Source organism: Streptomyces sp. NPDC006235, assembly GCF_040613735.1.
Taxonomy (GTDB): domain Bacteria; phylum Actinomycetota; class Actinomycetes; order Streptomycetales; family Streptomycetaceae; genus Streptomyces.
This window is the reverse complement of the sequence record NZ_JBEXSR010000024.1, coordinates 97,527-115,835: the sequence shown is the minus strand read 5'-3', so window position 1 is coordinate 115,835 and position 18,309 is coordinate 97,527. Positions and strand designations below refer to the sequence as shown.

17 protein-coding genes are annotated in these 18,309 nt (G+C 69.0%); 4 read left to right on the top strand and 13 right to left on the bottom strand.

Features of this window, described 5'->3' with window-relative positions; translation table 11 throughout:
• Nucleotides 1-217: 217 nt before the first annotated feature.
• The 4 genes from ABZ192_RS26105 to ABZ192_RS26090 all read right to left on the bottom strand — a co-directional run bounded on the left by ABZ192_RS26105 (nucleotide 218) and on the right by ABZ192_RS26090 (nucleotide 3,155).
• Nucleotides 218-691, bottom strand: coding sequence for a helix-turn-helix domain-containing protein (locus ABZ192_RS26105; RefSeq protein ID WP_356926900.1), 474 nt, complete (start codon nucleotides 689-691; stop codon nucleotides 218-220).
• Between the two features lie 108 nt (nucleotides 692-799).
• Nucleotides 800-1,666: an alpha/beta hydrolase gene (locus ABZ192_RS26100; protein WP_356926886.1), complete on the bottom strand. Its 867-nt coding sequence runs from the start codon at nucleotides 1,664-1,666 to the stop codon at nucleotides 800-802.
• 269 nt (nucleotides 1,667-1,935) lie between these two features.
• A complete protein-coding gene (locus tag ABZ192_RS26095; RefSeq protein WP_356926885.1) occupies nucleotides 1,936-2,529 on the bottom strand; it encodes a TetR/AcrR family transcriptional regulator in 594 nt (197 codons plus the stop codon).
• Nucleotides 2,530-2,654: 125 nt separating this feature from the next.
• A complete protein-coding gene (locus ABZ192_RS26090) occupies nucleotides 2,655-3,155 on the bottom strand; it encodes a PaaI family thioesterase (protein WP_356926884.1) in 501 nt (166 codons plus the stop codon).
• A 104-nt stretch (nucleotides 3,156-3,259) separates the two neighbouring features.
• Between ABZ192_RS26090 and ABZ192_RS26085 the strand changes: the two genes are divergently transcribed.
• Nucleotides 3,260-3,727: a helix-turn-helix domain-containing protein gene (locus ABZ192_RS26085; RefSeq protein ID WP_356926883.1), complete on the top strand. Its 468-nt coding sequence runs from the start codon at nucleotides 3,260-3,262 to the stop codon at nucleotides 3,725-3,727.
• Nucleotides 3,728-3,899: 172 nt separating this feature from the next.
• Here ABZ192_RS26085 and ABZ192_RS26080 read toward each other — a convergent pair whose 3' ends face one another.
• Both ABZ192_RS26080 and ABZ192_RS26075 read right to left on the bottom strand, forming a co-directional pair.
• Nucleotides 3,900-4,817: an alpha/beta hydrolase gene (locus ABZ192_RS26080; protein WP_356926882.1), complete on the bottom strand. Its 918-nt coding sequence runs from the start codon at nucleotides 4,815-4,817 to the stop codon at nucleotides 3,900-3,902.
• 63 nt (nucleotides 4,818-4,880) lie between these two features.
• Nucleotides 4,881-5,942, bottom strand: coding sequence for an alkene reductase (locus ABZ192_RS26075; protein ID WP_356926881.1), 1,062 nt, complete (start codon nucleotides 5,940-5,942; stop codon nucleotides 4,881-4,883).
• Between the two features lie 438 nt (nucleotides 5,943-6,380).
• Here ABZ192_RS26075 and ABZ192_RS26070 point away from each other — a divergent pair, with 438 nt between their 5' ends.
• The gene (locus ABZ192_RS26070; protein ID WP_356926880.1) at nucleotides 6,381-7,394 is read left to right on the top strand and encodes an NADP-dependent oxidoreductase; all 1,014 of its coding nucleotides are present in this window, start codon (nucleotides 6,381-6,383) and stop codon (nucleotides 7,392-7,394) included.
• 46 nt (nucleotides 7,395-7,440) lie between these two features.
• Here ABZ192_RS26070 and ABZ192_RS26065 read toward each other — a convergent pair whose 3' ends face one another.
• The gene (locus ABZ192_RS26065) at nucleotides 7,441-8,451 is read right to left on the bottom strand and encodes an enoyl-CoA hydratase/isomerase family protein (RefSeq protein ID WP_356926879.1); all 1,011 of its coding nucleotides are present in this window, start codon (nucleotides 8,449-8,451) and stop codon (nucleotides 7,441-7,443) included.
• Nucleotides 8,452-8,522: 71 nt separating this feature from the next.
• Between ABZ192_RS26065 and ABZ192_RS26060 the strand changes: the two genes are divergently transcribed.
• Nucleotides 8,523-8,924 (top strand): dienelactone hydrolase family protein, encoded by a 402-nt coding sequence (locus tag ABZ192_RS26060; protein WP_356926899.1) that lies wholly within the window; start codon nucleotides 8,523-8,525, stop codon nucleotides 8,922-8,924.
• 416 nt (nucleotides 8,925-9,340) lie between these two features.
• On the opposite strand, the gene ABZ192_RS26055 is transcribed toward ABZ192_RS26060, so the two are convergent.
• From ABZ192_RS26055 to ABZ192_RS26030, 6 genes are all read right to left on the bottom strand, one after another.
• On the bottom strand, nucleotides 9,341-12,541 hold the full coding sequence (locus ABZ192_RS26055; RefSeq protein WP_356926878.1) for a glycoside hydrolase N-terminal domain-containing protein: 3,201 nt from the start codon (nucleotides 12,539-12,541) through the stop codon (nucleotides 9,341-9,343).
• Nucleotides 12,542-12,965: 424 nt separating this feature from the next.
• Nucleotides 12,966-13,910 carry an NADP-dependent oxidoreductase gene (locus tag ABZ192_RS26050; RefSeq protein ID WP_356926877.1) on the bottom strand — a complete coding sequence of 315 codons (945 nt, stop codon included), beginning with the start codon at nucleotides 13,908-13,910 and terminating at the stop codon, nucleotides 12,966-12,968.
• 253 nt (nucleotides 13,911-14,163) lie between these two features.
• On the bottom strand, nucleotides 14,164-15,081 hold the full coding sequence (locus ABZ192_RS26045; RefSeq protein ID WP_356926876.1) for an LLM class flavin-dependent oxidoreductase: 918 nt from the start codon (nucleotides 15,079-15,081) through the stop codon (nucleotides 14,164-14,166).
• 95 nt (nucleotides 15,082-15,176) lie between these two features.
• Nucleotides 15,177-15,548 carry a DoxX family protein gene (locus tag ABZ192_RS26040; RefSeq protein WP_356926875.1) on the bottom strand — a complete coding sequence of 124 codons (372 nt, stop codon included), beginning with the start codon at nucleotides 15,546-15,548 and terminating at the stop codon, nucleotides 15,177-15,179.
• Nucleotides 15,549-15,648: 100 nt separating this feature from the next.
• Nucleotides 15,649-16,332, bottom strand: a complete 684-nt coding sequence (locus ABZ192_RS26035; RefSeq protein WP_356926874.1) for an SDR family oxidoreductase — start codon at nucleotides 16,330-16,332, stop codon at nucleotides 15,649-15,651.
• Between the two features lie 48 nt (nucleotides 16,333-16,380).
• Nucleotides 16,381-17,325 carry an NADP-dependent oxidoreductase gene (locus tag ABZ192_RS26030; RefSeq protein ID WP_356926873.1) on the bottom strand — a complete coding sequence of 315 codons (945 nt, stop codon included), beginning with the start codon at nucleotides 17,323-17,325 and terminating at the stop codon, nucleotides 16,381-16,383.
• A gap of 144 nt (nucleotides 17,326-17,469) precedes the next feature.
• Between ABZ192_RS26030 and ABZ192_RS26025 the strand changes: the two genes are divergently transcribed.
• Nucleotides 17,470-18,168, top strand: coding sequence for a helix-turn-helix domain-containing protein (locus tag ABZ192_RS26025; protein ID WP_356926872.1), 699 nt, complete (start codon nucleotides 17,470-17,472; stop codon nucleotides 18,166-18,168).
• The last annotated feature ends 141 nt before the right edge of the window (nucleotides 18,169-18,309 follow it).

Here is an 18,309-nt window from a genome sequence, read left to right as displayed (position 1 = left end):
TTCGTGGACGGGCTGGTCCCGGCGCTCTGGGCCGGGACCGATGCGGTCGACCTGGCTGCGGCCCTGGCTTGCTGATGACCGGACAGCGCAAAGCAGACGGCCCGACTGCCGGCCTTGTCACCGCGGTAGGCACTCCGGCCGGCGCCACGGCCGCGGCCTGAAACCCGGCGCGAGGGGCGGCGCCCGACCCGGACGGACGGGGGCCCCGATACTCAGCTCACTCGGGCGACCTCATCCGAAAGGCCGGTCCGGGGATGCTCTCGATGTCCTTCGCTTCCACCGGGTGGCCTCGCTCGCAGCTAATCCGGACGTCGACCGGCGCGCCGCACTCACGGTGTCGCGCCAGTACCGCCGGCCCCTCCGGGTCGGCGCGGTAACGGTCACCCCACTGCAGCAGCCCCATCACGGCCGGCACCAGATCCATGCCCTTGGCGGTGATCACATACTTCGGCCGACTCCGCGAACCGGGCTCCTTGTACGTCTCGGTCGCCAGGATCCCTTCCTTCACCAGCATCCGGAGCCGCGTCGCGAGGAGGTTGCGAGGACAGCCGAGGACGCGTTCGAAGTCGCTGAAGCGGGACGAGCCGTACCAGACCTCACGCAGGATCAGGATCGTCCACTTCTCGCCCACGATCTCGAGAGTCCGCGCGATCGAGCAGTTGGACGTGTCCCGATCGAGTCGGGGGTCCATGCCGGTGTCCTGAAGCACTTCGGTCCACGCATCCATGGGAGCGATTCTAACCGCGCTTAGTTTACTTTCGCATACTCAGCTGTCCGGCCGGCGAAGCCCCGGCACCCACTACCGCTCAAGGAAGTCGAGTGCTTCCCCCACGAACCGCTCGTGGAACTGGAAGAGGCCTCCGTGGCCGGCGTCGGGGTAGACGACCAGGTCGGCGTTCGGTAGTCGCCGGGCCAGTTCGAAGGAGTTCTTCGTCGGCACCATCTTGTCGCTCTCGCCGTTGGCGACGAGCACGGGCTGCCGGATGACCGAGAGGTCCTGGGGCTGCGCGAGCCCCCAGCGGTGGATGGCCTTGAGCTGGGCGAAGTACGACGTGAGGGAGATCGCCTTGTCCCGGTCGTGCGTGCGCTCCTTGAGGCGGGCCAGGAACTGCTTTCCGGCTCGGCGCCCGCCCGCGGTGCGGGTGAAGAAGAGGAACTGTTTCGGGTCCTGGAGGGTGAACAGGGCCCGGGCGGTGTCGAGATGGGACAGCCTGCTCACGTTCTCGATGCCCTCGCCGCCCGCGGGGCCCGTGCCCGTGAGGATCAGCTTGCGGACGAGCCGCGGTTCGTCCTGCGCGACCACCTGGGCGATCATGCCGCCCATCGAGAAGCCGTGGAGGTCGACCTGCTTGAGCCCGAGTCCCCGGATGAAGGTGACGGCATCCTTCGCCATCTCCTCGATGGTCTTCGGTGTCGAGCCGCTGGAAGCGCCGACTCCCCTGTTGTCGAAGGTGATCACGCGATGTCTCGCGGCGATGCCGTCGACGACCCGGGGGTCCCAGTTGTCGAGGACCGCGGCAAGGTGGGTGATGAAGACCACCGGGACACCGGCCTTCTGGCCGAGGTCGCGGTAGGCGAAGGTCACTCCCCCGGCGGTGAGGGTGCGGGTTTGCGCCTTCTTGTACGACGTCACCGCGTCGCCTCGTACTCCTTGTGCGTCGTTCACGGCCGTGCCCTTCTGCATGGGGTTTCTGGGCTGCGGCTGCAGTCCGTCCGGCCGGCGACAGAAGGACCGTAGGAGGTGGAACCCTGTTCGATCGAATCCCTCAGCATCACACCGACATTTAAATTATGGTCATAATTCAATGCATCCCGCAAGAGGTAGACCGTCGGAACACCGTGTTGTCGTCGACGGAGGCCTCCGGGGCCTCCTGGGGGATCGACGAGAAGGATCCAGCAGCGGATGTCCCGCTTGGCGACGAGGGAACTGGTGCGTCAGACGCGCTGGTCGGCGGCGTCCAGCAGGGTGAGGGCGTTGTTGATCCCCTGTTCGAGGAGCTCCTCGGCGAGTTGACGATCCGTCAGGGCCCGCGAGAGCTGCAGTGTCCCGGCCAGCAGGCCGAGGAGGCTGAGCGCCTTCACGCGCGCGGAGGACGGGTCCTCGGGCGCCATGCGGGAGGCGATGCCCTCGATGAGGATCAGTACGCCGTCGGTGTACGCCTGCCTGGTCGCGTCGGCGCAGCGCCCGATCTCGTCGAGCAGAGCGGCGTTGGGGCAGCCATCGCCAAGGCTCTCGCGATGCTGGGGCGAAAGGTACCCCCGCACGATCTGCTCGACTCCGGCGCGGCCGGGCGCGGCCTGCGCGACGACGTTCTCGGCCTGCACCTTCAGCTGGTCGGCGAGTGCCGTGGTGACGAGGTCGTCCTTGGAGGCGAAGTGGGCGTAGAAGGCCCCGTTGGTCAGTCCCGCGTCCTTCATGAGCGTCGAGACGCCGGAGCCGTCGATACCGTCCTGCTTGAACCGGCGGCCCGCCGTTTCGATGATCCGCCGCCTCGTCTCCGCCTTGTGCTCTTTCCCGTACCGCACCACAGCGCACGCTCCTTCGCCGGCCGGAAGGACCGGTCGCCCTTCACCGACTTCACCAGTCTATGATATTTCGAGCGTAATTCTAAGGGTCGGCGGCGGCGGTCCGCCGTCCCTCCCCTGCCGCGGCGTCACACCCGAGGGGCCGGCACCGGGAAGAGCATGCAGCTGCTGGTGGCGTGAGCGAGGATCCGGTCCTTCGCGTCGAGCAGCTGGGCCTGCGCGAGAGCGGTTTGGCGGCCCTTGCTGACGACCGTGCCGACGGCACGCACGGGGCCCGTGTCCACGGTGATCGGCCGCAGGAACTTCACGGTCAGGTCGAGCGAGGTGTACGCCACGCCCTGCGGGAGGGTGGTCTGGACGGCGCAGCCGGCCGCCGAGTCGAGCAGGGTGGCGAAGACGCCGCCGTGGACGCTGCCGATCGGGTTGTAGTGCTCCTCCCCCGGTGTCAGGGAGAAGACCGCCCTGCCGGGCTCCACCTCGTCCAGGGAGAAGTCGACGGTGTGACTGATCGGCGCCCTCGGCAGCCGCCCCGCCTGTACCTCGCGCAGGAAGTCGAGGCCCGCCATGCGTCCGGCGGCCTCCGCCGAGATCGCGGGATCGTCCCAGTGATATGTACGCGTTCGCCCCACGGTCCGGCGCCCTTCGCTCTGCCTGTCAGCTGACTTTTCCAGGTGAAGCTAGGCTTCTGCGCAGCTGGCTGTCAATGCTGAAGCCAGCCCTTTACGATGGCGGGATGGAGTGGCTTGAGGCGAGCACGGAGAACTGCCCCGTCCAGCGCACGCTCGACGTGATCGGCGAGAAATGGACGCTGCTGATCCTGCGCGACGCCGTCAACGGCGTCCGCCGCTTCGACGACTTCCACCGCCACATCGGCCTGTCGGAAGCCGTCCTCAGCGACCGCCTCCGCAAGCTGACCTCGGCCAGCATCCTGAAGACCGTCCCCTACCGGGAGCCCGGCAGCCGCTCCCGTAACGAATACCGCCTGACCCGCAAGGGCTGGGATCTGTGGCCCGTGCTGATGGCGCTGAGCCAGTGGGGCGAGGCATACGCTCTTGGCTCCGAGGGTCCTGTACTGGACGTCCGCCACACCGAGTGCGACGCCCCGGTCCGCGTCGTCGTCGAGTGCTCTGCGGAGCACTCCACCCTCACTCCCCGTGAAGTCACCGCCCGGCTGGGAACAGGCGCCCGTCTCCGGTCGTGAACCGTCGAGCCCGCGGTTCACGTGTGAGGAATCCCGGCCGTCGCCTGCCGGACCTGGACGAGCTCGCGTGCGTCGCGGACCTGTGCGCTGCCGCAGGCCATGGTGGCGTCCGTCCATCGTCCCGATCCGGCAGGCGCGCGGATCTTGCGACTGCCGTGCCCGAGCCGCTCGGTCAGATCTTGGTCTTCTCCCGGACCCATACGCCGATCTGTGCGATGGCGGCGTCGACCTCCGGAACCCGGCCGGCACCGTAGACGTAGGAGTGCTGGCCTCCCGGGACCACCACGGTGGCCGTGTCGATTCCGGCGTCCTTGACGCGGGCGGCGAACTCCTCGTCCTCGCCGGCCAGGACCTCGTACGTTCCCCACGAGACGAGCGTCGGGGGCAGACCGCTCAGGTCCGCCCGGTGCAGGTTGATCCGGGTGTCCGTGAACTCGATGCCCGTGCCGCCGATCCAGGCGTCCCGGAAGAACTCCAGCAGTTCCTTGCTGAGTATCTTGTCCGTTCGGGCCTTGGTCACCATGGTCTCGTTCGCGATCTCGAGGTCGCACCAGGGGGAGATCGACACGATGGCGCCGGGCAGCGGCTGCTTCTTGTCGCGGAGGCGAAGCGCCAGGGCGACGGCGATGAAACCGCCGATCGAGTGGCCGATCGTGATGATGTTGCCCGGCTCGTACCCTTCGGACAGCAGCCAGTTGAAGGCCGCCTCAGCGTCGTCCACCTGCGCCGGGTACTTGTGTTCCGGTGCCCGCCGGAAGTCCAGGACCAGCACGGGTGCCCCTGCGGCCTTGGCGATGTGACCGGCGAGCTTTCGGTCGACGAACGCCGACGACAGGACGGAGCCGCCGGCGTGACCGTGCAGGAGGACGTAGTCGGTGTTGGCGTCGACCGGTTCGCACCAGATTCCCGCCACGCCCCCCGCGTCCACCTCCCGGTAGGTGACGCCTTCCGGCTCCCGGGCCTTGAGATGGACGCTCTCCGACACGATGCGCATCGCATCCAACTCGGACTCGGGAATCGTCAGTCCGGCCATGAATTCCGCGAACTCGACCGCTTCCGGGCTCAGTTCGACAGCAGTGTGATCAGTCATGTGGCACCTCCGTGGGGCCATCTGGGCATGCCGGCCCGCCAGGACCGGTATCGCCGGGTTTTGTCAGGCAGTGAGGGTGGGGTAATCGGTGTAACCGGCCTCGGCGCCGCCGTAGAAGGTGGCGGGGTCGGGGGTGTTCAGCGGCGCGCCGGTGCGTACGCGCTCGACCAGGTCGGGGTTGGCGAGTGCCATCACGCCGACGGTGACGATGTCGGCCAGGCCGTCTTCGATGTCCTTGGCGCGGGTGGCGATGTCGGTGCCGGCCCGGTTGAGGACCAAGGCGTTCGGCCACAACTGGCGCAGGGTGTCCAGGAGTTCGTCGTCCCCGCCGTGGCCGATGTGCAGGTAGGCGAGGTCGAGCGGGGCGAGGGCGCGCACGAGTGCCGGGTACAGCTCGTGGGTGTCGCTCTCCGCGATGTCGTTGAACGGGTTGCCGGGAGAGATCCGGAAGCCGGTGCGGCCGGCGCCGATCTCCTCGGCCACGGCGGTGGCGACCTCGACGGCGAAGCGGATGCGGTTGCCGAGGGAGCCGCCGTAGCGGTCGGTGCGCCGGTTGGTGTTGGTGGCGAGGAACTGGTGCACGAGGTAGCCGTTGGCGCCGTGGATCTCGACCCCGTCGGCGCCGGCCGCGATGGCGGCCGCCGCGGCGCGCCGGTAGTCGTCGACCGTCGCGGCGACCTCATCGGTGGCCAGTTCGCGCGGTACCGGTATCTGCTGAAGGCCTGACGAGGTGAACATCTCGCCCGCCGGCTGGACCGGGGAGGGTGCGACCGGCTGCCGGTGGTGGGGGGTGTTGTCGGGGTGGGACATCCGCCCGACGTGCATGAGCTGGATGACGATGCGTCCGTCGGCGCCGTGCACGGCATCGGTGACCTTGCGCCACCCGGCGATGTGTTCCTCGGAGTAGATGCCGGGGGTGAGCAGGTAGCCCTGGCCGTCGGCGTTGGGCTGGGTGCCCTCGGTGATGACGAGGGCGTGCGAGGCGCGCTGGGCGTAGTACTCGGCGTTCAGTTCGGTGGGTGTGCCTTCCGAGGTGGACCGGTCCCGCGTCATGGGGGCCATCGCCAGCCGGTGCGGCAGGGAGATCTCCCCGGCGACGACCGGGTTCCACAGAGCGTTGAGCATGGATGTGTCCTCAAGTAAGGGATGAGAGAAAGATGCGGGGCGGCGGCTGCCTGCCGCGCGGGGAGCACGTACGCGGTGAGTGACCGCACACCTGGCCGCCGCCGAGGGGACGCAGGACCCCGGCTGTTGGTAGAGGAGGGGCCGGACGCCGAGAGCGCCGGCGCCGGCGCCGGCGCCGGCGAATGAGTGGGGCCGAAGTGTCGGCCTCGCTTTATATTACGATAGGTATCTAAAGCCGTCCCGTCAACGGTCTCCCGGTCGAGCACGAGCACGACCCAGCCTCCCGGCCCTTCCGGGAGCACGGCGTGAACGGCATCCGCGTCACCGATCCGATGAAGTCTTGACGCTCCTCTGCTGAGTTTACTTTTCCATACTCAGTGGGTAGCGTCATGGCCATCAGGATGACCACCGGACCCCACACACAGAAAGCCGGTCGGCATGAAGGCATTCGTCGTCGAGAAGTACGGCAAGGACGGCGTCCGCGCCGCAGAGCGGCCCGAGCCGCCGGTCGGAGACCGGGACGTCCTGGTCAGAGTGAGCGCCGCCGGCATCAACCCGCTGGACAAGCTGGTCCGTGACGGGGAGTTCAAGCAGGTCCTGAAGTACAAGCTCCCGTTCGTGCTCGGCCACGACGTGGCCGGTGTCGTGACGCGGGTCGGCTCCGCCGTACGCGGCTTCCAGGTCGGGGACGAGGTCTACGCCCGTCCGCGCGACCTGCGGATCGGAGGCTTCGCGGAGTTCATCGCGATCGACATGGACGATGTCGCGCCCAAGCCGGCCTCCCTCACCCTGCAAGAGGCAGCCGCGGTGCCGCTGGTGGCCCTGGCCGCCTGGCAGATCCTCGTCGACCGTGCCCAGGTGCAGCCGGGCCAGAAGGTGCTCATCCACGCCGGTGCCGGCGGCCTCGGCTCGACGGTCATCCAGCTCGCCAAGCACCTCGGCGCCATGGTGGCGACGACCGCGAACACTGATTCCGAGAAGTTGGTCAGGGACCTCGGCGCCGACGTCGTCGTCGACTACACCCAGGAGGACTTCTCCAAGGTGCTGTCCGGCTACGACCTGGTGCTGGACTCCGTGGGCGGCGCGAACCTCGAGAAATCACTGGCCGTGCTCAAGCCCGGCGGCCTGGCCGTCAGTGTCGTAGGCCCGCCGGACGCCGGCTTCGCCAAGCAGCTCGGCGCCCCCTTCTTCATGGGACTGGTCATGAACGCGCTCAGCCGCAAGGTGCGTAAGAAGGCGAAGGCGCGGGGCGTGCGCTATGAGTTCTTCTTCATGCAGGCCAACGGCTCCCAGCTGCGCGAACTCGGCGCCCTCTACGACAGCGGGCGGCTCCGCCCGGTCATCGACAGCACCTTCCCGTTCGACCGGACGCTCGAGGCGATGGCACACGTCGAGCAGGGCCGCACCAAGGCCGGCAAAGTCGTGGTCTCGATGGTGCCCGACAACGGCTGAGACCGTGCCGGCCACCGGCCCTGCGTCCGGCCATGGACATGCATGCTCAGGACGGCAGCTTCGGTCCTCCGGACGACGCACGCTGCCACTGGGGAGTGCGGTCCTTGTCGACCAGGGCCGCGCGGACTCCCTCCAGGAAGTCCGGCGTGCGGATGGTCGTGCGCGTGAGGGCCAGTTCGGCGGCAAGGCACTCGCGCAGCGTGCGCTGCCTGCCCCGGGCCAGCAGTGCGTGAGTGATCTCCAGGCTCTGCGGCGAGGCCGACTCCAGGGCGGCCGACGCGGAGGCGGCCCAGGGGGTGTCGAGGTGGCGCAGGCGCTTCTCGATCTCACCGAGGGACGGCGCGCCGAACGCCCAGTCCACGTCTGCGCGTACCTCCGCCAGCCTGCTCCGCGCCACCGGGGGGCGGCCGGCGAGGCGGTTCAGGACCACGTCCACCGGGTCGTCGGGGTGGTCGGCCAGGGCATGCGGGACGGCATCGAGCCCGTCCGCGGGGACGAAGTGCGTGGCCAGCCCCGAGTACAGGGCGTCGGCCGTGTCGAGCCGGTGCCCCGTCAGTCCCAGGTACATGCCGATCGCGCCGGGCAACCTCGGCAGGAAGTAGCTGGCCCCGATGTCCGGGAAGAAGCCGATCCCGGTCTCGGGCATCGCCAGCACCGCGCGCTCGGTGACGACGCGGAAGCCGCCGTGGACGGACAGACCGAGACCACCGCCCATGCACACGCCGTCGATGAGCGACACGACCGGCACGGGATACTCGGCGATCCGGGCGTTGAGCCGGTACTCGGAGGCGAAGAACCGCTCACTGGCCTCGGCGTCCCCGGCGAGGCTGTGCTCACGGATGGTGCGGATGTCTCCACCGGCACAGAACGCCTTCGTGCTGGTGCTCGCGAGCACCACGGCGGACAGCGGCGTGTGCTCCCACTCGGCGAGCACACGGTCGATGGCGGCGACCATGCCGGTCGTCAGGGCGTTGAGCGCCTCGGGCCGGTTCAGGAGGATGCGGCCGACGCCCCGGTGGACGTCGGCGAGTATCTCGGCCGCAGCGGTGTCAGTCATGGGTCGTCATCTCGTTTCCGCGCGGGGTGGGCACCTCAAGATCCTGACACAGGGCTGCCGGCGCGGTCGGGATCATCGGTTTCTGCATGGGCGGATCCTTCGCCCTCATGGCGGCAGGCAGCGGCATCTTCGACGCCGCGTCCGCCAACTACGGCCAGCTCCCCGAAGACATGGACCAGGCCCTGGCCGGTGCCTGCCCCATCGTCGCCAGCTACGGGGGCCGCGATCGACCGCTCAAGGGAGCGGCGGCCAGGCTCGACTCCGCCCTCGACAGGCTCGGCGTCGTACATGACGTGAAGGAGTACCCACAGGCAGGCCACTCCTTCCTCACCGACGAACAATTCGGCCCGCGTCTGTTGCACCCGCTGTACCGTGTCGCCGGGTTCGGACCTGTCCCAGAAGCCTCTGTTGACGCATGGCTACGCATTGAGGCCTTCTTCGACACCCACCTCAAGCACACGACCAAGGCCTGATCCCACCTCAGGGTGCCCCAAAACTCCGCAGTTCATCAGCGAGATCGTCCACGGAGGCCATCAGTCGGTGGCGGACCATGGCGGGTTCGCCATGGCCGAGGTCGGCAACGACGGCTCTCTGCAACCGCACACCGTGTGACGCCGCACGGGAACCCGGTCGGCGGCTCGTTCGGTCAACCCGACGAACGTCAGATCCGGCCGACCCGGCCGCTCTGTGGCGGTTGCTTCACGGCATCCTGCTGGCCGATTCAGTCCTTGCCGGCAACGAGGTCCCGCACGATTGCCGGACGCGAGGTGTTTGTACCGTCGGCAGGACGCGGTCGCGAGACCGGCCCTGCCGACGACGGCGGCGCGGGACGGGAACGGATCGGTGTTCGCCGTCATGTCCCGCGGCCGCCGTCTCCGCTTTGCCGCCTTCAGGACTTGGTCGGCTTCACCTTCCTGTCGGCGCCGTTCACCCGCACGGTGATGTTCCCCTGGTTCCGTGCCCGGTCGGCCACGATCTTGTAGGACGTGACTTTCCCGTCCCGCCATTCGCAGCTGACCTCGTAGCCGCCGCGGGCGCGCAGTCCGGTGAAGGAACCCCCGGCTTTCCAGGCGTCGGGCAGGGCAGGCAGCAGGTGGATGACGTCGTCGTGGCTCTGCAGGAGCATCTCCGCGACGGCGCCCGTGATGCCGAAGTTGCCGTCCATCTGGAAGGGCGGGTGGTTGCAGAACAGGTTGGGCAGCGTGTTGTAGGTCAGCAGCCCGCGCAGCATGATCTGGGCGCGTTGCCCGTCACCGAGTCGGGCGAAGAGGGCCGCCCGCCAAGGCCAGGTCCACGAGCGGCGGCTGTCACCCGACACCGTCGCGGCCGTGAACGGAACGCCTTCCTTCTCGCCGCACCGGGCCTTGAGCGAGACGAGGGCGGCGGCCGCGAAATCGGGCGTCTTCGGTGTGATCTGGCGGCCCGGGTAGACCGCGAAGAGATGCGAGGTGTGGCGGTGGATGTCGGTCGGGCTGTCGATGTCCTCCTGCCACTCCTGCAGCTGCCCCCACTTGCCGATCTTGTTCGGTGCGAGGCGCGCCTGCATGTCCGCGACCTTGGCCCGGTAGTCGGGATCGGCTTCGAGCGCGGCCTCGCAGTCGAGGTAGTTCTGGAACAGGTCCCAGATGATCTGCTGGTCGTACATGACGCCGTCCTCGCGCGGCCCGTGTTCGGGGGACCAGCCGTTCGGTGCGACGAGGAGTCCGTCCTCGCGCTCCTTGAGATGGTCCTCCCAGAACTCGCAGATCTCCTTGATCATCGGATAGGCGACGGTACGGAGGTACGTCATGTCCTGGGTGAACGCCCAGTGCTCGTAGAGGTGTTGCGCGTACCAGGCGCTCGCGACGGTGTTCCACTCCCAGGCGTTGCCGCCGAAGATGCTCTGGCTGGTGCGGGCGGTCCAGCCTCGTGTGTCCTTGCCGAAGGCGTTGCGGGTCGCCACGCGGCTGGGCACCGCCACCTGCCTGATGAACTCGATGAGTGCTTCGTGGGACTCCGGCAGGTTCGTCGTCTCGGCTCCCCAGTAGTTCATCTGGATGTTGATGTTGGTGTGGTAGTCGGAGGCCCAGGCCGGTGAGTTGCTGTCGTTCCACAGACCCTGGAGGTTGGCGGGCAGGCCGTTCGGGCGCGAGGAACTGATCAGCAGGTAGCGGCCGTAGTCGAACATCGCCTGTTCGAGGGTCGGGTCCTCTCCGCCCGACGCGTAACGCGCGAGCCGGGCGTTGGTGGGCAGGGCGATGACGGCGTCGTCGGAGGTGCCCCAGTCGACGGAGACGCGGTTCATGAGCGCACGTGTCTCGGCGGTGTGCTCCTCGCGCAGTTCCCTGTAGGACCGGGCGGCCGCCTTGTCGAGTGTCCTGGTGATGACCGGTTCGGGATCGGTTCCGCGCCATCCGGCGGCGGCGTCGAGCTTGTAGTCGGTGCGGGCGTCGAGCAACAGGGTCAGGCTTGTGCAGCCGGTGAACCGGAGGGCCGACCCGTCGGCGCGGAAGTCGCCGTCGGTGTGCACGACCTGGACGGTGCACGCGTGCTTGAGGCCGTTGCCCATGACTCCGCGGAAGGCGATCCGCCGTGCGGCGGCGTCGACGGTCGTCGGGGCCCCCTGCTGTCCGGATGTCAAGGAGATCGCTCCGGACAATCCCCGGTCGGTGTCCGAGGTGTACCGGAAGACCATGACGTCCGCGGACCGGCTGGCGAACGCCTCCCTGAGAACGCGCCGCCCCGGCGCGCCGAACCGGGTGACATGGGTACCGTCGAAGAAGTCCAGGGCGCGCTGGTAGTCGACGAACGTACGCAGCGTGCGCGTGTCGAATCCCCTTCCTTCCAGGGCAACTTCCGCGATCTGGAAGCCGGTGGACGACTCGCCGGGGGTGAACGTGAGCCGGTAGGCGCGGTAGGCGGTGCTGTTGGTGACCCGGAACGCCCGGGTCTCACCGCGGTCGGCGAAAGGCGCGCCGGGGTTCTGCGTGTCGAGGGTCACCCACGCTCGCCCGTCCTGCGACGCCTCGAGCGTCCATCGCCGTGGGTCGTCCTGCGGACGGTCCGGGCCCGCCGTCAGCGTGTACGAGGTGACGGCGACCGCACGGGGCAGGTCGGCCTGCCAGACGACCGAGGGTGCGGCAGCGTCGACCCGCCAGACCGTGGCCGGCTCGCGGTCCACCGAACACGAGATGTCAGCGGTTTGGGATCCGGCCCCGGCCCCCGATCCCTCGGCGTGCCCGCTCGGCGACGACAAGTACAGCGCGGCGCCACCGAGGTCGACGCCGGACAGACCGATCTCGGCCACCTGGAAGTGGCTGACCCCTGCTTTGGGGACGAAGTCGAACCGGTAGAAGCGGTACGACCCGCTGCTGGCGCAGGTGAATTCCTTCGTCTGGAATCGGCTTTCGAAAGGAGCCGGCAGGGTACGGCTGTCCAGCGTGGTCCAGGTGGCGCCGTCGGCGGAACCGGAGAGCTTCCACTCCTGCGGATCGCGCTGCGGCACGTCGTTGGCACTGGTCAGCCGGTAGGAGGCGACCGCGACGGGCTCGGGGAGCTCGACCTGCCACTGCACCTTCGAACCGGGCCCGTCGATGCACCACTTGGTGCTCGCGTTGCCGTCGTGTGTCTTGTCCACGCCCTCCGACGAGGAGGTGCGGTACGGCCCCCCGGGGGCCGTGACCTTCGCGCGGCCGGTGAAGGTGACGACGACGTCGCCGAAGTTCCGGTACGAGCCGAAGCCGGTCATGCTGGTGTCGAACGCGCTGTCGGGCTTGCCCGCGAGCGCGTTGTCGTAGTTGTTGACCCCGCCCCACAGACTCTGCTCGTTGAACTGGATGCGCTCCTGGTCGGGGTCGGCGAACAGCATGGCGCCGAGACGGCCGTTGCCGATCGGCAGGGCCTGCGACTGCCAGTCCAGGGCGGGGACCGAGTAGTTCAGCGCCTTGCGCGACAGGGTCGGCCACCGGACGACCGCCGGGGCAGCGGAAGTGGCGGCGAAGGCCGGCCCCGCAGGGGTGCCGCCGGCCAGTTGAGTGATCAGGGGTGTGAGGGCGAGGGCGCCGCCCAGCTTCAGGACGCTTCTTCGCTGCGGGTGCGATGCATGGGTCACGGCAAGATCTCCCAGCCATGGATGTTCGACACGAGGGGAAGTGCAACCTCTTCGAGTCCTCCGAGAGGCACGTCATCTTTGCCGCGGCATAGATCGGATGTCTAGAGGGCTGCAGCACCAACTCACGCGAATAGGCAAGGCAACTCGGCAGGCCCCTATGGCGTGATGAGGAAAGAACTGCCCGCGCGGCGACCTAGCCCGGAAACAGTAGAAGTCAGCGAGGAGCTCTCCAATACATCGGATGTAAGCCACCTTGGCTGGCCGCGCCAATGAACGGCAGGCGAGCTCCCGACTCCCTGCAGATTCCCGATCGTTGGCGGTCATGGACGGGGCCGGAGTGCCCGCCCCGGCCGGCACTGCCCGACGGCGTCTTAGGAACCCCGCCCTTCAAAGAACGACTCTTTGACGAGGTGAGCAGGGCGACCTACTGAGTTGGGTCGACTACGCGCTTGCCTCGGGCGTGGCCGGTCTCGACCGCGCGGTGGGCGTCCTGGACTGCGCTCAGCGGGTAGATCTGCTCGACTACCGGGCGCAGTTCGGCGCGGTCCACATATCCGACCAGTGCCTCCATGTCGTCGCGCCGCATCTTTTCCGACATGAAACGCATCCGAGGGCCGGGGAGCAGCACGGAGAGCAGGGCGAACGGCAGGCCCTTCATCGTCATGGTGACGGCGCGGCCTCCCCTGCGCACCATCCGGTGGTACTGACGCGCGGAGCCTCCGTGGCAGTCTACGAGCGCGTCGAACTCCCCTGTCAGGGCGCCGGGCTTGACCGAGTCGTAGTCGAGGACCTGGTCGACTCCGAGCTCACGGCAGAAGTCGGCATTGCGGGCACTCGCGACGGCTGTGACGCTCGCGCCCATGACCTTGCCGAGTTGGACGGCGGCACTGCCGACTCCGCCGCTGGCGCCGACCACCAGCAGTCGCTGGCCGCTCTGCAACCGCAGCCCGTCCCGCAGGACCTGCAGAGCGGTGAGCCCGACGGCCGGCAGCGCTGCCGCCGAGACGAGGTCGATGGTGGTGGGCGCGGCCGCCATCTGCTCCGGTCTCGCGACGAGGTACTCGGCGACGGCACCGGTCCTGCGCATGCGGATGCCCAGGAAGCCCCATACCCGCTGCCCGAGTTCCAGACCTTCGACGCCCGGGCCGAGCGCGGCCACCTCTCCCGCGTAGTCCACGCCGGTCCCGCGAGGGAAGGACCCCAGCCGGAGCCGTCGCAGCTGAGTGTCGATGGGATTGACGCCGGACGCGTGCACCTTCACGAGGACCTGGCCGCGCGCCGGAGTCGGCACAGGGACATCGCGGATCTGCAGCACTTCCGGCCCACCGGAGCGGTCGATCTGAGCCGCTCTCATCGTACCGTTCGGCATGGTCATGCTCCTGTCTGAATTGTCGAACGCGGGGTCGGCCACTGGCCAGGAGCGCGTCGCGGACGCCTCCTGCGGCTACGGCCTTCTAGGGGGTGGGTGCCGCGGTCAGCAGGGAGGCGAACCGGGCTTCGCGGCTCCACCACTGACGAAGTCGGGCAGCGGCACCACGGGTAGCCAGCCTTCGCCAGTGGAGCAGGACGGCGGGTTGTCGTCGGGGGGAAACGGGTTGGGACGGGGAACCAGCTGTGGGGGCCTACGCGGGGATCGTCATACGGCGGTCCACCCGGCCTGAGGTGGATCGCGGCGGCGTCAGACCGGGTCCTCGGTCGGGATGTTGCGGACCACGTCGAGCGCATCGTTGACGAAAGCCGCGTCCGGTGGGCGGCTTGGGGCGGACGTATTCCTTGTAGAAGGGGAAGACGTCGTCGCGTGCGCCCTGGGAGGTGCGGCCGACGTAGAAGTGGCCGGATCTGCCGAGCCGCAGCCGGTCAGCGGGGTGACCGCATGCTGTGCCGACCGCGCGGTAGTGCTCGACGAGGGGGCGGACACGTCGGATGTCCCCGCCGATGAGGCCCAGCGCCATGGGCAGGCCGAGGCGTCCGGCGCGCTCCACGCTGGAGGGGGTGCCGCCCACGCCGAGCCACAGCGGCAACTGCGCCTGCTGGGGCGGGGGCTGGACGGACAGGCCGTCCATGGCCGGGCGGAACCGCCCGCGCCAGGTGACGTGTTCGGGGTTCTCACGGATGGTGAGCAGCAACCGCAGCTTCTCCGCGAACACGTCGTCGTAGTCCTCGAGGTCCACGCCGAACAAGCGGAACGCCTCGACGAACGCGCTGCGCCCCGCGATGATCTCGGTGCGGCCGTCGCTGATCAGATCGAGGGAGGCGAAGTCCTGGTGCAGCCGGACCGGATCGGCGGTGGACAGCACCGACACGGCACTGGCCAGCCGGATACGGCTGGTGGCCTGGGCGATCGCGGCCAGCGGGACGGCGGGGTTGGCGACGGCGAAGTCCCAGCTGTGGTGCTCGCCGAGACCGAAGACGTCCAGGCCGGCCTGGTCGGCGGCGACGGCGTAGGAGACGATCTCGCGGGTACGGCGCCCCGGGTCGTGCAGTTTTCCTGTGGCGGGGTCGGTCTGCAGGTCGGACAGGGAGATGATGCCCAGTTCCACGGTCGCCTCCGGTAGGCGGACAGGGGTGGGGAGGGAGCGGCCCGGCCGGCGTGGTCGCGGGCCGGGCCGCTGTGAAGGGGCGGGGGACCGGGTGGTCAGAAGGAGTAAGGCCCGAACCGGCCCCACATGATGACCGCGGCGACGATGAGCAGGATCGCGTTGAACCCGATGGCCTGTGGCTCCTTGCGGCGGGCGTGGACGCCCATGGCCAGGACCATGATCACAGCCAGGCCGGTGGCGGCCAGCGGGGTGAGCGTGGTGGCGATGCCGAAAGCACCCGGCAGGATCAGCCCGAGGCCGCCGGCGAGTTCGGCGACGCCGATCAGACGCACTACGGGTGTCGAGACGTCACTGACCCACGGCAGCTGGGATATGAGCTTTTCCCGGGGCTGGGTGGCCTTGAGGACGCCCGCGGCCACGAACATCGCGACGAGGACGCCCTGCAGGATCCACAGGAACACGTTCATCGGAGCGGAAACCTTCTTCTTCGGTCGCGCCGCGGCGGGGAACGCCGCGGCGGATGAGGAGTGAGCGGGTCAGGCTTCAACGAGGGAGAGCCGGGAGGCGTCAGGCGGTGAAGACGCGCTCGGCTTCGTCGCGCTGGGTGTGCAGGTCCCAGTAGAGAGGGGCGATGTCCTCGGCCTCGGCGGTCGGGATTTCGGGAGGGCCGCCCGCGCCGATCCACACGCCGATGGCGACGTGCGCGGCCTGGATACCGGTGCCGGCCAGCTCCTTGTGCAGGTTGAGCGCCCAGTTGCGCAGCGCCGCCTGGGCGGGGTTGACGTTGCCGAGCATCGGGATGGGGTCGACCGAGCCGGCGCCGTTGGTGAAGAGCAGGGTGCCCGCGCCGGCCTCACGCATCGCGGGCAGGACGGCCTGGGTGGCGGTGATGGCGCTGTGGAGCAGGAAGTCGATCCATCCCTGCACATCGGAGGGGCTGGTCTGGGACGGGGAGGTGAGGGTCATGGAGCTTATGGAGCCGTTGCCCGGAGAGGGGGAGTGCTCCAGGACGTCGATGCCGCCGAAGCGGGTGGCGGCGTCCTTGAGGGCCTGGGTCAGCGCGTCGTGGTCGAGCACGTCCGCCGGGAACGCCGCGGCGGTGATGCCCTCGGCGGTGAGCCGGCCGACGAGGTCGTCGAGCTTGGCACGGTTGCGGGCGATGAGAGCGACGTCGTAGCCGCGCGAGCCGAAGGTGCGGGCGATGGCGAGTCCCATTCCGGGGCCGGCTCCGACGATGGCGATGCTGGGCACGGTGAGGTCCTTTCGTGTTGCGGTGGAAGCGTCTGGGATACGGACTGGTCAGGCGACGGTGATGGCGATCTTGCCGACGGCGCCGGCGCCGAACGCGGCGAACGCCTCGGGGGCCCGCTCCAGGGCGAACTCTGAGTTCACCGACACCTTGAGGGCGCCGGAGGCGACCTGCCCGGCGAGGGTGGACAGGGTGTCGGCGGTCGGGTTGGACCGGAGCACGGCGGTCTGCAGCTTGCGGTCCTCCGAGGCCTCGGGGACTGGGGCGAGGGTGAGGGCGGAGGCGATGGCGCCGCCGTCGCGGGTGAGCGCGGTGAGCTCGGCCAGGTCGCCGGCGAGGTGCAGCACCGCGTCCACGCCGTCAGGGGCGATCGCCCGGACCTGCGCGGTCATGTCCTGGGTGTAGTCGATGACGGTCACCTCGGCGTCGGTCAGCGCTGAGACGAAGCCGCTCTCGGAACCCGGCTTGGCCGTGGCGAGCACCCTCGCGCCCCGGGCCGCGGCCAGCTGCACGGCGATGGCACCCACGCCGCCGGTGGCACCGGAGATCAGCACCGTGCTGCCCTCCAGCGGGCCGAGCAGGGCGAGACCGTCGAAGGCGGCGGTGCCCGCCAGCCCGAGCGCGCCGGCGTCACGCACCAAGACCCCGTCGGGCCGGTGGGTGATGCCGATGGCAGCGGGAACGGCGACGTACTGCGCCATCGAACCGGCACCCAGGTACGCCTTGGCGTCCACGCCGAACACGGCGTCGCCGACCGCGAAACCCTCGACACCCTCACCGACCGCCTCGACGGTGCCGGCGAAGTCCTTGCCGAGGATCAGCGGGAAACGGTGCTCCATCATGCCCTGCAGGTATCCGGCCACCGTGCCCAGGTCGAACCCGTTCACCGAGGACGCAGCCACCTTCACCAGCACCTCACCGGCCTCCGGGCGGGGCACCTCCACCTCGGTCACCTCGGGGCTGCCGGGTACCTGCGCCAATGTCACAGCGCGCACTGATCATCAACTCCTTGACCTGGGTATCGCCCGATTCGGAAAGGGCTATCTGATTCGCAATCCGGAATGGCCTGTCCGGTTCCGCCGGTACCCACGATAGCACTGAAAGTGGACTGGGCATTCCGATTCGGTAGACTGAGTGTCATGAACCTTGGCGCCCAATCCAGTGATGACCCTGCCGCACAGCCTCTCCGCAGCGACGCCGAGCGCAACCGCGCGCGGATCGTCGCCGCCGCGCGCACGGTGTTCAGGCGTGACGGCCTGCATGCCTCCATGGCTTCCGTGGCCCGCGAGGCGGGGGTGGGCATCGCCACTCTGTTCCGCCGGTTCCCGACAAAGGAGGAACTGGTAGCCGCGGTCTTCGCCGACCGTATGGACGCCTACGTCGACGCGGTCGGCGTCGCCCTCGACGACCCCGATCCCTGGCGCGGTCTCGCGGGGTTCATCGAAACCGGCTGCGCGATGCAGGCCGCCGATTACGGCTTCGCCGACGTGCTGACCATGACCTTCCCCACAGCCAAGGCTCTGGAGGAGCGCCGAGACCAGGCGTACGAAGGCGTCGTCCAGCTCATCGGCCGCGCCAAGGCCGCAGGACGTCTGCGTGAGGACTTCACCCCCGAGGACCTGGTGCTGGTGTACATGGCCAATGCCGGCGTCGTCAACGCCACCGGCGACACTGCTCCCGACGCCTGGAAACGCGTCGTCGCCCTGATGCTCCAGTCCTTCGAAGCCCCCGCCCGCGGCCCCCTGCCCGACTCGCCCGAGCCCCACGCCCTCTACAGGGCCATGCTCCGGGCCAGTCAGGCGTGCTCTGCCTCGCCGGAACCCGGGAGGAAAGACTGATAGGTCACGTGCGCCCGGATGCGCATCCAGCGGCTCGGCCCGGTGGCCGGCACCGTCGGTCCGAGGCGCCCAGGCCGACAGCCAACGCATCTGTCAAGCTCACGGGATGACTGGCAGCGCAGGTACGACTGATCTTCCGGG

Excerpts from the sequence above, each read along its gene's own strand:
- ABZ192_RS26105 (WP_356926900.1), bottom strand. The coding sequence starts at position 691 with ATGGACCCCCGACTCGATCGGGACACGTCCAACTGCTCGATCGCGCGG.
- ABZ192_RS26085 (WP_356926883.1), top strand. The coding sequence starts at position 3,260 with ATGGAGTGGCTTGAGGCGAGCACGGAGAACTGCCCCGTCCAGCGCACG.
- ABZ192_RS26080 (WP_356926882.1), bottom strand. The coding sequence starts at position 4,817 with ATGACTGATCACACTGCTGTCGAACTGAGCCCGGAAGCGGTCGAGTTC.
- ABZ192_RS26075 (WP_356926881.1), bottom strand. The coding sequence starts at position 5,942 with ATGCTCAACGCTCTGTGGAACCCGGTCGTCGCCGGGGAGATCTCCCTG.
- ABZ192_RS26070 (WP_356926880.1), top strand. The coding sequence starts at position 6,381 with ATGAAGGCATTCGTCGTCGAGAAGTACGGCAAGGACGGCGTCCGCGCC.
- ABZ192_RS26065 (WP_356926879.1), bottom strand. The coding sequence starts at position 8,451 with ATGACTGACACCGCTGCGGCCGAGATACTCGCCGACGTCCACCGGGGC.
- ABZ192_RS26050 (WP_356926877.1), bottom strand. The coding sequence starts at position 13,910 with ATGCCGAACGGTACGATGAGAGCGGCTCAGATCGACCGCTCCGGTGGG.
- ABZ192_RS26040 (WP_356926875.1), bottom strand. The coding sequence starts at position 15,548 with ATGAACGTGTTCCTGTGGATCCTGCAGGGCGTCCTCGTCGCGATGTTC.
- ABZ192_RS26025 (WP_356926872.1), top strand. The coding sequence starts at position 17,470 with ATGAACCTTGGCGCCCAATCCAGTGATGACCCTGCCGCACAGCCTCTC.